Raw genomic sequence first — 15,354 nt, 5'->3', positions numbered from 1 at the left:
AATATAAAATGAAAACAAAGTTTAGTGGAATTTTAACGCTATTACTAGCGTTTGTTGTGCAACTCTCGTTCGCACAAGGAAAAACAATTTCAGGTTCAATATCCGATGAGGATGGACTACCGTTACCTGGAGTAAATATTATTGTAAGCGGTACAAGCAATGGTACACAAACAGATTTTGATGGTAACTATTCAATATCTGCTAATACTGGCGACGTATTATCTTATTCGTTTGTAGGATATAAGACTATTGAAAAAACAGTTGGATCTGCAAACAACATTAGTTTTGCTATGGCTATTGATGCTACTGCTATTGATGAAGTAGTAATTGAAGCATTTAGAACTTCTACTAAAGAAACGTCTAATATTGCCTCTACAACTATTACAGCTTCTACAATAGAAGCTAGACCTAATGCATCGTTTGTACAAACGTTACAAGGTCAAGTAGCAGGTCTTAACATTACAACAAGTAGTGGTCAACCTGGAGCAAATAGTACAATTAACTTAAGAGGTGTATCTTCTTTATCTGGTAACACAGAACCTTTATTTATTATAGATGGTGTACCTGTTGATGAAGATAACTTTAGAAGTTTAAACCCTAATGATATTGAATCGTTATCTGTATTAAAAGATGCCGGTGCAACGTCAATTTATGGTAACAGAGGTGCAAATGGTGTTGTAAAAATTACAACAAAACGTGGTAGCTATAATTCTGGTTTAAAAATTACTTATACTGGAACTACTAGTTTCTCTACATTACAAAACCATGATTACAACTTAATGAATTCTAGAGAGCAATTACAGCTAGAAAAAGATTTTGGTTCTGGATTTGGTGCAACATTATCTGATACAGAATTAGATATTAGAGCAAGACAAGCAGATACTAACTGGCTTGATGTATTTTTCGGAACTGGATTATCTCAAAGTCATACTTTAGGTTTATCTTCTGGTGGTGAAAATGTAAACTCATTTACATCTTTTGGATATAACGATACAGAAGGTATCTTAAAAAGAGCGAGTACATTAAAGCGTTTCAATTTTAGAAACAATCTTTCTGGAAAGTCTAGTGACGATAAGTTTAACTATGCTACTTCAGTATCTATTAACTATTCTGAATCTAATGAGCCAAATTCAATTGGAAGTGGAGCTATTAACCGTAACTTTGTATTAGGTGCGAACCAATCTGTTCCTTATATATCTCCTAATGCTTATGTTGCTGGTCAAGGAGGAAATATACCTGTAGTGTTTGCTAACACTCCATTATTCCTTTTAGATAGATTAGATACTTATACTCGTCGTGAGGATGAAATTAAAATAATTGCAAATGTGAATGCTAGTTATAAGTTAACTAATGATTTAACTTACGGTGCTTCTATTGGTGCAGATTTTACTGATGAACAATTATTAAGAGTTGAAGCTCCTACATCTTTTAACGCTCAATTATTTGCAGCAACAGGAGATAACACTCCTGGTTTCTCTGATCAAGATGTTACAAGAACTTTAGCATTTAACTTTAATCAAAACTTAACGTATGCTAAAACTTTTAATGAAAAGCATGGTTTAGAGGTTTCTTTATTTACTGAATATTTTAAAGCTCACTTAAGAAGTTTTGGATTTAGACAATTAGGTTTTGATCCTGCTACTTTTTACCCTGGTGATGGTTCAGGTTTTGTTAATGATAATGCAAATGATGATAATTACGTAGATACAGGTAGAGCTAATATCCAGAATGCTGGTTTATTCTCTTACTATGCGTTTGCTGATTATGATTATGATAAGAGATATGGTTTTTCTGCTACGGTAAGAAGAGATGCATCATATAGATTCTCACAATCTAATAGATGGGGTACTTTTTATTCTGTTGCTGGTCGTTGGAATATTTCTAATGAATCATTTATGCAAGACTCATTCTTTGATGTATTAAAGTTAAGAGGTTCTTATGGTACTACAGGTAACCAAAGAATTGTAGATGCTGTTGGTCAATTTGCATATTTCTCTGGACCAGATTTAACTAGAGATTTATTTGCTACTGGTGGTCAATATGGTGGTCAAAATGGTATCGCTGTAAGCCAAATTGGTAACAATGAATTAAAATGGGAAACTGTAGTACAAGCTAACATTGGTCTTGATTTTGAATTATTAAAAAGAAGATTAAGAGGTTCTGTTGATTTCTACAAGAAGAATACTGAAGATTTATTTATTAATGCTCCTATTGCAGGTTCTATAAACGGTGGTACAACTGGAATTAGAGCAAACGTAGGTGAATTAGAGAACAGAGGTGTTGATATTGAATTACACTACGATCTTTTTAAAGCTAAAAAGGACGGTGGTTTCAATCTTACATTAAACGGAGTAACAAACTACAACAAACAAGAGTTTATTAGCTTAGGTGATGGTGGAGATATTCCTTTTGGAAACAGAGTTGGAGGTCCATTAGCTGAAATATATGCAGCTCCTTATGTAGGTGTAAACCCAGCGAATGGTAACTTATTATTCTTAGATATTAACAATAATATTACTGAAGATTTACAAGAAGAAGATCAAAGAGCTACAGGTCAAAATATTTATCCAGACTGGCAAGGTAGTTTTGGTTTAGATATGGACTACAAAAATTTCTTCTTTACTACTCAATTCAACTATACTATAGGTGTTGAGCGTTATGATTTTGATTACTCTGGATTTATTGATCCAACTGCTATTGGTCAATTTAGACACTCTAGAGATATCTTAAGAGCTTGGCAAAACCCAGGTGATATTACTGATATCCCATCTTTAAATGCAACTAACTTAAGTGATGAAGGTTTATCTGACAGACACCAGAGAGATTCTGATTATGTAAGATTAAGATTCGTACAATTAGGATATGCATTACCTAGTAATGTATTAGACAAAGTTGGTTTTTCTTCTGCTAAATTATTCGTAAGCGGAGAGAACTTAATTACGTTTACTGAGTGGAGAGGTTTTGATGCTGAAGCATTAGGTGCATCTCAAAATGGATACCCAACTCCTAAAACTTTATCTGTAGGTTTAGAACTTGGATTTTAAAAAATAGAAAATAGAAAATAGAAAATATGAAAAATATATATAAACTTATTGGAGCTTTCATGATTGTTTCTCTTTTTGGCTGTAACGATGCCATTGATATTGAGCAACCTGGAAGACTAGGCGCAGAAAACGCCTTTACAAGTGTTGCAGATTTACAAGCAGGCTTACTTGGTGCTTATAATTTCTTAGATACTACGAATGAAATCGGCTTTACTGCTGCATTTACTGATGAATCTACAAGAGGTAGAGATAATGGAGGACAAAATGTTAATATCCAAAACTTTAACTTAAATAGTGGAAATGGTTATGTTTCTAATATTTGGTTATCATATTACGGAGCTATAGGTACTGCAAATAGAATAATTGCTGCTGCTGGTTCTGTTGATTCAAGTGAAGATCAAACTGCATATGACAATATTTTAGGTCAAACTTATGCAATTAGAGCATATTCTTTCTTTCAGATACTTACGTATTTCTCAACAGATTATAGAGATGACAGTGCTTTAGCTGGAATTTTAGTAACTGCGCCTGCTACAGACATTTTTGCAGATGTACCAAGAAGTACAAATGGTGATTTTTACGCTCAGATTGAATCTGATTTAAATGCTGCTGCTGGTTTAATTACTAGTAATACAAACCAAACTTTCATGGGTCAAGATTTCTTAACTGCTTTAAGAGCTAGAATGGCTGCCTATAGAGGTCAATACACTGTTGCCGATGGTCATGCTGCTAGTTTATTAGCATCTTACCCTATTGCAAATCAAGCTCAGTACGTTAACATGTTTAATGATTCTGATTTTACTGAAATAATCTTTAGTTTAGAAAGAAATAGAAACGATTCATTCGATGGCCAAGGTCTTACTGGTGGTGGATGGGCTGGAAGCTTATTTGCTTTTATCGATTCTTCAGCTGGAGGTGGTCCATACATGGAAATGAGCCGTGCAGTATTTAACATTTTAGATGGAACATCTGATGTTAGATTAACAACAGCTTTTAATGCTGGTGATTCAACTGTTGATACTGGATACGATGGAAATAACAATTATTTAAATGATGATGTATTATTAGTTCAAAAATACCCTGGTAGTGATGGACAACCATTAATGAATGATTTAAAAGTATTTAGATCTGCAGAAATGTTATTAATTCGTGCTGAAGCTGCTGCTAGTGCTTCTAATTTCACTGCTGCTGCTACATTTATTAAGCAACTACGTGATGCTAGATTAGGTACTGCACAGCCAATACCATCTTATGCTAATCAAACTGAAGCATTTGGAGCTATCTTAGATGAAAGACGTTTAGAGTTATTATATGAAGGTCACCGTTGGGTTGATTTAAAGCGTTTAGGTGACATGGGTGGAAGAGCTATCGATAGAGATGCTTGGGAATGTTCATTTTTAGCTGGATGTACTTTAAGTAATTCAGATTTCAGATTTACATTACCTATTCCTTTATCTGAAGTGACTGCTAATGCAGCGGTTCAACAAAACCCAGGTTATTAATTCAAAAAAAAAATAATATTATGAAAAAATTTAAATTTATATTATCATGCCTTATAGCTTTTAGCTTTATGGCATGTACGCAAGATGATGCGAACGTAAATAACATCTATGACAATAGTGGTCAAACAGGTGTTGGTTTTAGAACTACTTTTACTTCAGCTATCGTACCTATTGATGGAGAAGTTACAAAAACAGTAACTGTACAGGCAACTACAACATCTTCTTCAGCTAGATCATATAATGTAAGTGTGGATCCAGAATCTACAGGAAACCCAGCTGATTATACTATTGGAACATTAACAATTCCTGCTGGTGAGTATGATGGAACTTTAGATGTTACTTTTGGAAATTTTGCTAACTTACCAGAATTAGTAAATCAAACTTTAATTTTAAACTTAGATTTACCTAGCAATGTTGCTGTAGTTGGTTCTGCTTCAACTGAGTTTAGTTATTTAAAATTTGTTGTTTGTAATGATATGATGTTAGTATTAAATGAAGATCAATATGCTGATGAAAGAACATGGGATATAACAGATTCTACAGGTGCTGTAGTACAGTCTGGAGGACCTTATGCTCAAATACCAGGTGGTCAACAAATAACTGAAAATTTCACATTAGCTGATGGTTGTTATACTTTCACTATATATGATTCTTTTGGTGATGGTCAATTTGACGGAAACATTACAGGAGACTATACATTAAGTTGTTCAGTAATCACTCATGCAACTGGTGGAGGAAACTTCGGTGGATCTCAAGCAACTCCATTTTGCGTTAACCAATAGTAAAATTAAATAAACTAAACAAATTATGAAAAATATATTAAAATCATTTTTCCTTATAACTCTTGTTATTTCATTCTTTTCTTGTGATGATAACGATGGTTCAAATTCTTTTGTAGAAGAAGAATTAGGTTGGGTTCAATTTATGCAAAACTCCGACGCTTTAATTCAAATAAACCAAGGTTTCGCTGATGAAATCGTACTTGATTTAAACATTCAAGTACCTAATACTAGCTCTGATTTGACTGTAAAGTATGACTTAGTAAGTATTTCTGGTTTAAATCCTAATACTGTTTATGGAACTAGTACTGTTGTTCCTGCTGGTGTAACTAGCTGGTCTGGTCCAGATAATAACACTGGAATAAATTATGCAAACTTAGGTAACATTACATTTAACTTATTACAATTACCTGCTTTAACAGAACCAATGGAATTTGACGTTGTGTTAACAGGTACAAGTTTAAGTACAGTTACTGCTGGTGTTGCTGGAGAAAGCTTTAAAACAACACAAAGAATTTGTATTGGACCTATAAGCCCTTCTACTTCATATGCTGGAGATGCTTACTCTGATGATTTAGGAGTTCCTGCAGGAGCTTTTGCTCCATATACTGTTAATTTAGTACCTGTTGCAGGTGAAACTAACATGTGGACTTTAGATAGTACTTGGGGACCTGATTTTGTTAATGCTTTATGTGGTGGTTGTGTTCCTCCAGGATCATTCCCTTACCCATCTACAATTTCAATTGAAGATGATGGATCTGTTTTAGTAACTGGAGCTGCTGGTTATGCTACTGGTGGTACTGGTACATATAACGGATGTACAGATACTTTTGTATTAAATATTTCTCAGGGATTATTTACTGGAACATTTACTGTAGATGTTGTATTAACTGGTAATGGTGACTAAAAACCAATATTATTTATTATAAATATTAAAGAGGCTGAATTTCAGCCTCTTTTTTTATACATATTACTTAACTTTGCGACATGGAAAAGAGTACACAGATTTTTGGATTAAGAGCTATTATAGAAGCCATAAGTGCAAACGAAACTATAGATAAAGTTTTTTTACAAAAGGGACTCAACGGTGATTTATTTAATGAACTATTGACACTTGTTCGTCAAAAAGGTATTAATTCATCGTACGTACCAATTGAAAAATTGAATAGGCTAACAAAAAACAATCATCAAGGAGCAGTTGCTCAAATATCACCTATCGCTTTCCATGATTTTGAAACCCTAATTGATACTACCATAGCCAATACAACTACTCCTCTATTTTTATTATTAGACCAATTAAGTGATGTAAGAAATTTTGGTGCAATTATAAGAACGGCTGAATGTACTGGTGTAGATGGCATAATTATTCAGAAAAAAGGAGGAGCTCCAGTAAATGGTGATACAATTAAAACAAGTGCTGGTGCTGTATTTAAAGTTCCTATTTGTAAAGTAGACCATATTAAAGACGCCATGTTTCATTTACAAGCGTCTGGAGTAAAAGTAATAGCAGCTACAGAAAAAACAAATAATACAGTTTATGATGTTTCTTTTAAAGAGCCTTGCGCAATAATTATGGGAAGTGAAGGTCGTGGTATTAATCCTTCTGTATTAAAATTAGCAGATGCTAAAGCTAAATTACCTTTACTTGGCACAATAGAATCTCTTAATGTATCTGTTGCTTGTGGTGCTTTCTTGTATGAGGCAGTAAGACAACGTTTATAAATTCTTAATCTTTATTTTCTTTAAACGTATATACTATTTCTGTTGGTTCATTTAGTGATTCATCTTCAGGTATACTTTCAATAAAATTACCGTTTTCGTCAAAATGTTTTAAGAATTCATCTTCTTCTTCATTAAAATGCGCTTCTTCCCAAATATACTTTTTAGGTTTTGCGATTTCTTTTCTAAATATAAGAGCAAACAAAAAACCAGTTATTAGCCCTGCTGTATGACCTTCCCATGAAATTTGCTCATCTATAGGAAAAGCATATATAAACATACTTCCATATAAAAAAATAACTAACATTGACAAAGCAATTAACCTGTAGTGTTTTGCAAATATTCCTTTAAAAAAATTAAAACTAAATAGTACATATATTAAACCACTAGCCCCAATATGGTATGAAGGTCTACCAATTAACCAGGTAATTAATCCGGATAATAAAATACCATAACCAATTACTTTAAATGCTATCGGCCTATAGAAATAGAATAATGCTGATGACAAAACAAATAGAGGAATAGTATTAGAGTATAAGTGAGAAATACCTGAATGTATAAAAGGACTAAACAATACACCTCTTAATCCTTTTAGTGTTTTCGGAAAAACACCAAACTTATTAAAACGGTAACCAAAACGAATTTCTACTGCAAAAACTAACCATATTAATAATACAAATAAAATGGGATAGATAATTACATCTATAGAAAACTTGAAAGGTTCTTTATCATTTTTCATTATATTTTAAATATAGCAATTAACTTTCCAATAATATTTTTTTGATATAATGTCAGTAAAAAATTATCAAAACGTAAAAAATAGACTCTATTGGGGTTCTGTTTAAATGAGAATTTATATTTAATTTTACAATTATGAATATACCTTTAGCAGAAAGACTTAGACCAGAAACTCTAGAAGATTATATTAGCCAAGCACATCTGGTTGGAAAAAATGGCTCTTTAACCAAACAAATAGCTCAAGGTTTAATACCATCTATGATATTTTGGGGTCCACCGGGAATTGGTAAAACGACTCTAGCGAATATTATCGCTAATGAATCTAGCAGACCTTTCTATACCTTAAGTGCTATTAGTTCTGGAGTAAAAGATGTACGTGATGTTATTGATAAAGCAAAACAAAGCGGTGGATTATTTACTACAAAAAACCCCATTCTATTTATAGATGAAATTCATAGGTTTAGTAAATCACAACAAGACTCTTTATTACAAGCTGTAGAAAAAGGTTGGGTTACCTTAATTGGTGCTACTACCGAAAATCCAAGTTTTGAAGTTATTCCAGCATTATTGTCACGTTGTCAGGTTTATATTCTAAATGCATTTGATAAAAAGGATTTAGAACAGCTTTTAAAGCGTGCTATAGAAAAAGATGAGCATATATCTAAAAAAAAAATAAAACTAAAAGAAACCGATGCTCTTTTAAGGCTTTCTGGCGGAGATGCTAGAAAATTACTTAATATTTTTGAACTCATTGTTAATTCAGAAACTAAAGACTCTATAACAATTACTAACAAAAGTGTTTTAGATAAAGTACAGAATAATACTGTTCGCTATGATAAAACTGGAGAACAACATTATAATATTATATCTGCATTTATAAAATCTATTCGAGGTAGTGATCCAAATGCAGCAGTGTATTATTTAGCTAGAATGGTTGAAGGTGGCGAAGATGTAAAATTTATAGCCAGAAGATTATTAATTCTAGCTAGTGAAGATATAGGTAATGCAAATCCAACAGCTCTGGTAATGGCCAATACTACTTTTCAAGCTGTATCAACAATAGGCTATCCAGAATCTCGTATAATATTAAGTCAATGTGCTACTTATTTAGCATGTTCACCAAAAAGTAATGCTGCCTATATGGCAATTGGAAAGGCACAACAATTAGTAAAAGATACTGGTGATTTATCAGTACCATTATCAATTAGAAATGCACCAACAAAATTAATGAAGGACATTGGTTATGGGGATAACTATAAGTATTCTCATAATTATGAACACAACTTTGCTGCTCAAGAATTTTTACCAAAAGAGATTATTAATACCATCTTATATGAACCAGGTAATAATGCTAGAGAAAATGCACAACGTGAGTTTTTAAAAGTACGGTGGAAAGAAAAATATGGGTATTAAAATTTAATATCTAGTGCTTTAAGTTCCATTTCATTATTTTTAAATTCTGAAACTGTCCATACTCCATTAACTTTATGAATAATAGCATCTCTACCTTTAACAATAAAAACATCTTTTTTACCAGAATAATAAATAGTGTAAACAACTTTTGGTGTTTTATCTACTAATTGAAAACCACCATCTATAGCTTGAGCATATAATTGATGTTCATTTTTTTTAATCATTTCAGGTTTCACTTCAACATCATTTATAATCTTTTTCTCCTCTACCGATTTATTTGATTCTTTAACAGCACTAACTTTATCTGCCTTAAGTTCCTTAATTTCTTCTTTTAATTTTTCTATCTCCACTTTACTTTCTTTTGTTTCAACAATTGCTGCAGTAGAAGGAAATGCATTTTTGTTTTCTACATATTTGTAATTCATAGTTGAAAAATTCTTAAAAGCATTTCGGAGTGCTTCATTATATGATGACTTGTATTCTTTTTTTCTAGACTCGCCTTGTGGTGTAGTAAAAACAATATCCCCATTGCAATTCTTAAGTTCTATTGCTAGCTTAGTTTTAAACATTGTTTTCTTTTCTAAAACATCTGCATTTAATATTAAACATTTATTTATTACTGCATCATCTGGCAATTTTTCATCCTTCATATAAGCTTTAAAACCATACTTATTAAATAAAAACTTACTTAATGAATTAAGTTGATATTTATCTGCTATTTTAAAAAACTCGTATTGATTTGGCACCACAACATACTTATAATCATTTAAACTGTTTTGAGAAAAACCAGTAATAGTAATAAGCATTACAAACACAATTATTATATTTCTTTTTATCATCTTTATCTTTTTTGTTATAAGTATTTTTTTAATTCTAATAAATGATTTATTTCTTTTATATCACTAGCTAAATTTTCTTTATGATAATTAAAGCATATAGCATCTAAACCTATATTAATAGCACCTAGAACATCTGCTTCATAATTATCTCCAATCATTATGCCATTAGACTTATCAATATTAGCTATACTTAATGCATAGTTAAATATTTTAGGGTTAGGTTTTTTTACTCCTACCATTTCAGAATCTGTAACTGTTTCAAAATAATGAGAAATTTTCGCTTTTTCTAATTTTTGTTGCTGTACTTCTTGAAACCCATTAGTTATGATATGTAATTTGTATTTAGGTTTTAAATAATCTAGAATCTCAATAGTACCATCAAAAATATAATTATAATTTGTTAAGTAGGTTATATAATCTTCTGATAGTTTATTAATTAATTCATCTTTTACTGTAAGATTAAGAGCGTCAAAAGTTTCTTTAAGTCTTCTATAACGTAAGTCTGCTTTGGTAACTTTTTCTTCTCTATAAAGTTTCCAATATTTAAGATTTATAGGCTCGTATATTTCAAGAAAATCATTTAATGCTATCTCGACTTTATTGCTTTCAAAAATCATTTTAAAAGTAATTCTAGAGTTTTTATCAAAATCCCACAATGTGTGGTCTAAATCAAAAAACACATCTGTTATTTTATTTTTCATTAGCTGAATCTAATATCACATTAAATAATTCTTTATAGTTCTCCCATGGATTTGTATTGCTAAAAGTATAATTATGAAATACTGATACAAAGGTGCCATTAACTTTTTTCACTTCAGTGATTATTTGCTGCAACATCATCTTTTTATCTAATAAAGATTGATGTTTTAACAAGGCATAATCCAAAACATGATAAGTATTAATTTTAAGAGGTGTCTGAATTTCGTAATCTAAATCATAAAACAAAAAAGGAGTACAAGTACCTGCTCTAAATCCAATATGGTTTATATACCCCATTGTAAAGTCTTCTGGCACTTCAATTTCGACTAAATTTCTATATGACTCTGGTAAATTTAATTTAGAAAACGAATGTCTAGAAGCTTTAAGTGACGTATTTATAATACTTTCCATTCTAGATTTTTCAGTCTTCAATATATCTTTATTTTCTATAGCAAAATAAGATGTTTTAAGACCTATACGACAATAATCTCCCACTTGTTTAATTAATGAAACAAATTTTCTCTTTTGAATATTGATATTCTTATCATAGGTTGAAAAATCACCAATTAAGAAGAAAAAAACAAACTTAAACGAGCTACTTTTTTGTCTATTTATAATATATTTAAATGTATCATAAGGGTCATTTTTTAATCCAAAAAGTACAGTATATCGATTATATAATTGTTTAAATTTAAGACTAAAAACATCTTTTAAAGAACCACCTAGAGTTCTCATAATCCCTTTCATTTTAAATAAATAAGCGTTTGGCACATCTATAACTGGACAGATTGTATAAGTTCGCTCTGGAAATACTGCTTCTGGGAAACGAGACATTAACAATTTTTTAAATTTATAAGCCCATATATCTACTACAGGTTGCTTTAAAAAATTATATTTAAAAGCGAGGCTTTCTTCTGCCATAAAACGCCCAAATTCATCTTTTACATGTGGCAAATACTCTTCGTACCTACTTAACAAATAAAAAGATGCTGCAAAAATATCAAATGGTAATGCACTTTGTTCTCCATTAGAAAAAAAGCATTTTGTTTCTTCCCAGTCATTAACTTTTATATCTAAATCGCTTAAACCTTGTTCAAAAAGTAATTCATGAGAACGTATAAATATTTCATTACTTAATGGTTGTCTTGTATAAGATATTTTAAGGTTATTATGTGCTATAAAATCTTCTACCTTAGTTGTAAAACTTACTGGCATACCTAATATACGAGTACATATTTGCTTAAAAATGTATTTAACTCTTGGTGTTATTTTATGTGTATAAACAAGTAACATTAATTAAAGTAAGCTCTAAATTAAAATTTTATAATATACCTTCGTCTGCAAAGCTAAAATAAGTACTTTCTGTGATGATTAGGTGATCTAAGACTTTTATATCTAAACTTTCTGTAGCCGTTTTTAGTTTTTGAGTTAATTCCTTATCTGCACGACTAGGTTTTAAATTTCCAGATGGATGATTATGTGCTAGTACTATACTCACAGCTCCTAGCTCTAAAGCTGTTTTTAGAGCTAAACGAACATCGACTAATGTTCCAGCAATACCTCCTTTACTTAATTGTTTTTTTTGAATAACTTTATTAGAATTGTTTAAATAAATAATCCAAAATTCTTCATGAGGTAACTCCCCAATTTCTGGTTGCATAAATTCGAAAACGGTTGTACTAGATGTTATCTGTTTTCTTTCTAATGCTTCACTTCCTCTCCTACGTCTACCTAATTCTAATGCAGCAATAATAGTAATTGCTTTAGCTTCTCCAATACCTTTAAATTGCATTAACTGTTTAATAGATAACTTTCCTAATTCACTTAAATTATTTTCTGCGCTATCTAAAATACGTTTACACAAAGCAACTGCACTTTCTTCCCTATTTCCTGAGCCTATTAATATAGCCACCAACTCAGCATCACTTAACGTTTTTTTTCCTTTATATAATAGCTTTTCTCTTGGCTGATCACCTTGTGACCAGTTTTTTATTGAAAATGAAGCATGCTTTTTACTCATTTAGTAAATCTACATCTTTTTTTCATATCTAATTTCAATTATTAAAGCAGTTTATAAAACCGAAAAATACTGAAATAATTATTGTAGATTTATAATATAATTTTACCGCATTATGGAATCTATTTTTAAAACTGAAACTTATAATACTATTCTAAATAGAATAGAAAACATTAATGAAACCTCAAGCGCTAAGTGGGGAAAAATGGATGTTGGTCAAATGCTTTATCATTGTCAAGGTCCTTTAAATATTATGTTGCAAAAAAAAGACTATGGATTAAAACCTAATTGGTTAATAAAAATTTTTGTAAAAAAATCATTATATAATGATAAACCTTATCGTAAAAACTTACCAACCGTTCCTGTTTTTAAAATTATTGAAAGCAAAGATTTTAAAACAGAAAAAAAAGCGCTTGTTAATTTAATTAAAGAATTATATAAAGAAAAAGATAAGGAAAGTTGGCAACCACATCCAGTTTTTGGAAAATTCACTAATGAGCAATGGGCAAAAATGCAGTTTAAACATTTAGATCATCATTTAAAACAATTTGGAGCATAGCTCTAAGATCAATCACGAATAGGAAATTCATTAATTCAAAATTGCATCCCATAATTCTTTATTGATAATAAAAGACATGTATCCGCCACCAAAACATCAAGATGATAATATTAATCACATGATTGAAGTGATTAAAACTTATCCATTAGCTACAATTATATCGATAAAAAATAATACTCCTTTAATTACTCATCTTCCTCTAATTTATAATAATAAAGGGAAACTTATTGGCCATATAGACATTTATAATCCTCAAGCTGAATTATTAAAAAACGATAATGATATTACAATTATATTTTCTGGACCGCAATGCTACATTTCCCCTAGCATATATACAACTACACAGCTGCCAACATGGAACTACATTAAAGTTCACTTAAAAGGAAAAGTAAATACTATAGAAAATAAAAACTTACTTAAACAATCATTAATTGATATGACCACGTTTTTAGAGCAACCTGATCATAAATATGTTTTAGAGCCTAATAACCCTAGATTAGATAAAAACCTTGACTATATAAAATTATTTGAAATAGAGATTACTAATTGGGAAGGTAAGTTTAAACTTTCTCAAGATAAAATACCTAAGGATATTAAAAATGCTCGATTAGAACTTATTAGAGCAAACCAAGAAAGCATTAAAAACTTTTTAGATAAAGTCTTAAATATATAAGTCAATACTTAACTCGTTACTCTTTATCGAAATTCCCAAAAAACCAAAATAGATTAGTATACCGTATATAGGAATAAGACCTATTTTTTTAGGTATTTAATAATCATGATGACTTAATCAAATTCATCACAAAACCAACAATTATGAAAATTAAACAGTTCTTATTTTGTTCAATTGGAGTTTCTTTATTATTGGCTTCTTGCCAAAAAAATGAAATCTATCAAGATGGACAACAACTCGAAGATGAACTTTTATTGACTAAAACAGAATTGGCTTATCCTGATACTGAAGGCTCTATTCATACACTCTATTATGGTTTAACAGAAGTTACAGTAGAAAAAATAAATGACACTTACGTTTTAGACGGAGACATTGTATTTGCTTTAGACCAGTTAACTACGACTCCATCTAATGATGAAAATAGGAGTGTAGGGCGTACTGGAGGACGATGGCCAAATAATATTGTACATTATAGTATAGATCCCAATCTCCCAAACCAACAACGCGTAATAGACGCTATAGCACATTGGGAAAATAACACAGCGATAGAGTTTGTACAGCGCACAAATCAATCAAGTTATGTTTATTTTAAACCTGGTGGTGGTTGTTCTTCTTTTGTTGGAAAAATTGGAGGAAAACAAGATATTACACTCGCTAGTGGTTGCTCTACAGGAAGTACAATTCATGAAATTGGCCATGCTATTGGTTTATGGCACGAACAAAGTAGAATAGATAGAGATAATTATATCACTGTAAATTTTCAGAATATTCAACAAGGAAGAGCATTTAATTTTCAAACCTATGCACAGCAAGGTCAAGATGGAGATGAATACACTTCTGCTTTAGATTTTAATTCTATTATGTTGTACAGTTCATATGCTTTTTCTGCTAATGGACAACCAACCATTGTTAGAACAAATGGATCGACATATAATACTCAACGAAATGGTCTTTCTACTGGAGATATTCAAGGTGTTAATATCATGTATCCTGGAGGAGGAACTGGTGGAGGAAATACTTGTGATGGTGTTTCTGCATGGTCAAGTTCACAAAATTATCAGCAAGGAGATAGGGTAACCTATCAAGGTAATTTATATGAACGCACAGCTACTAGTTGGGTGCTTTTAGGTCCTTGTGAAGCTGTAACTTCAGATATATGTGATGGTGTTTCCCCTTGGTCTAATACACAAAGTTACTCACAAGGTGATAGAGTTACTTACCAAGGAAATTTATACGAACGAACAGCTACTGGCTGGTCTCTTATTGGAGCCTGTGGTTAATTATAATCTTATATCTATGAGTCGTCCTAAAATAGGTTGACAGATTATAAAATAATTAATTACTATCCTGTGAAGCTAGCTTCACAGGATTT

The 15,354-nt window shown here is 31.0% G+C and carries 14 protein-coding genes; 9 read left to right on the top strand and 5 right to left on the bottom strand.

Going from position 1 to position 15,354, the window contains the following annotated elements; all coding sequences use genetic code 11:
- The first annotated feature begins 8 nt into the window (after positions 1-8).
- From Q0997_RS13745 to rlmB, 5 genes are all read left to right on the top strand, one after another.
- Positions 9-3,044, top strand: a complete 3,036-nt coding sequence (locus tag Q0997_RS13745) for a SusC/RagA family TonB-linked outer membrane protein (protein ID WP_299889830.1) — start codon at positions 9-11, stop codon at positions 3,042-3,044.
- A gap of 26 nt (positions 3,045-3,070) precedes the next feature.
- Positions 3,071-4,546, top strand: a complete 1,476-nt coding sequence (locus Q0997_RS13740; RefSeq protein WP_299889828.1) for a RagB/SusD family nutrient uptake outer membrane protein — start codon at positions 3,071-3,073, stop codon at positions 4,544-4,546.
- Positions 4,547-4,566: 20 nt separating this feature from the next.
- The gene (locus tag Q0997_RS13735; RefSeq protein ID WP_299889826.1) at positions 4,567-5,328 is read left to right on the top strand and encodes a hypothetical protein; all 762 of its coding nucleotides are present in this window, start codon (positions 4,567-4,569) and stop codon (positions 5,326-5,328) included.
- 25 nt (positions 5,329-5,353) lie between these two features.
- The gene (locus Q0997_RS13730) at positions 5,354-6,232 is read left to right on the top strand and encodes a hypothetical protein (protein ID WP_299889824.1); all 879 of its coding nucleotides are present in this window, start codon (positions 5,354-5,356) and stop codon (positions 6,230-6,232) included.
- A gap of 80 nt (positions 6,233-6,312) precedes the next feature.
- Positions 6,313-7,047 (top strand): 23S rRNA (guanosine(2251)-2'-O)-methyltransferase RlmB, encoded by a 735-nt coding sequence (gene rlmB, locus Q0997_RS13725; RefSeq protein ID WP_299889822.1) that lies wholly within the window; start codon positions 6,313-6,315, stop codon positions 7,045-7,047.
- A gap of 4 nt (positions 7,048-7,051) precedes the next feature.
- Here rlmB and Q0997_RS13720 read toward each other — a convergent pair whose 3' ends face one another.
- The gene (locus Q0997_RS13720; protein WP_299889821.1) at positions 7,052-7,783 is read right to left on the bottom strand and encodes a rhomboid family intramembrane serine protease; all 732 of its coding nucleotides are present in this window, start codon (positions 7,781-7,783) and stop codon (positions 7,052-7,054) included.
- Positions 7,784-7,917: 134 nt separating this feature from the next.
- Here Q0997_RS13720 and Q0997_RS13715 point away from each other — a divergent pair, with 134 nt between their 5' ends.
- Positions 7,918-9,195, top strand: coding sequence for a replication-associated recombination protein A (locus Q0997_RS13715; RefSeq protein WP_299889819.1), 1,278 nt, complete (start codon positions 7,918-7,920; stop codon positions 9,193-9,195).
- Here the strand turns inward: Q0997_RS13715 and Q0997_RS13710 are convergent.
- The 4 genes from Q0997_RS13710 to radC are packed head-to-tail and all read right to left on the bottom strand — an operon-like array spanning position 9,192 to position 12,753.
- Positions 9,192-10,034 (bottom strand): hypothetical protein, encoded by an 843-nt coding sequence (locus Q0997_RS13710; RefSeq protein ID WP_299889817.1) that lies wholly within the window; start codon positions 10,032-10,034, stop codon positions 9,192-9,194. The genes Q0997_RS13715 and Q0997_RS13710 overlap by 4 nt on opposite strands.
- A gap of 14 nt (positions 10,035-10,048) precedes the next feature.
- Positions 10,049-10,735, bottom strand: a complete 687-nt coding sequence (locus Q0997_RS13705) for a YjjG family noncanonical pyrimidine nucleotidase (protein ID WP_299889815.1) — start codon at positions 10,733-10,735, stop codon at positions 10,049-10,051.
- Positions 10,725-12,026, bottom strand: a complete 1,302-nt coding sequence (locus Q0997_RS13700; RefSeq protein ID WP_299889814.1) for a polysaccharide deacetylase family protein — start codon at positions 12,024-12,026, stop codon at positions 10,725-10,727. The genes Q0997_RS13705 and Q0997_RS13700 overlap by 11 nt, the downstream gene beginning before the upstream one ends.
- Before the next feature lie 28 nt (positions 12,027-12,054).
- On the bottom strand, positions 12,055-12,753 hold the full coding sequence (gene radC, locus Q0997_RS13695; protein ID WP_299889811.1) for a DNA repair protein RadC: 699 nt from the start codon (positions 12,751-12,753) through the stop codon (positions 12,055-12,057).
- Positions 12,754-12,865: 112 nt separating this feature from the next.
- Between radC and Q0997_RS13690 the strand changes: the two genes are divergently transcribed.
- From Q0997_RS13690 to Q0997_RS13680, 3 genes are all read left to right on the top strand, one after another.
- A complete protein-coding gene (locus Q0997_RS13690) occupies positions 12,866-13,309 on the top strand; it encodes a DUF1569 domain-containing protein (protein WP_299889810.1) in 444 nt (147 codons plus the stop codon).
- 61 nt (positions 13,310-13,370) lie between these two features.
- The gene (locus tag Q0997_RS13685; protein WP_299889808.1) at positions 13,371-13,982 is read left to right on the top strand and encodes an FMN-binding negative transcriptional regulator; all 612 of its coding nucleotides are present in this window, start codon (positions 13,371-13,373) and stop codon (positions 13,980-13,982) included.
- A gap of 143 nt (positions 13,983-14,125) precedes the next feature.
- Entirely contained in the window at positions 14,126-15,262 is a 1,137-nt protein-coding gene (locus tag Q0997_RS13680; protein ID WP_299889806.1) for a M12 family metallopeptidase, read from the top strand.
- The last annotated feature ends 92 nt before the right edge of the window (positions 15,263-15,354 follow it).

Source organism: uncultured Lacinutrix sp. (genome assembly GCF_947500325.1).
Classification (GTDB): Bacteria; Bacteroidota; Bacteroidia; order Flavobacteriales; family Flavobacteriaceae; genus Lacinutrix.
This window is presented reverse-complemented; position numbering and strand designations above follow the sequence as displayed.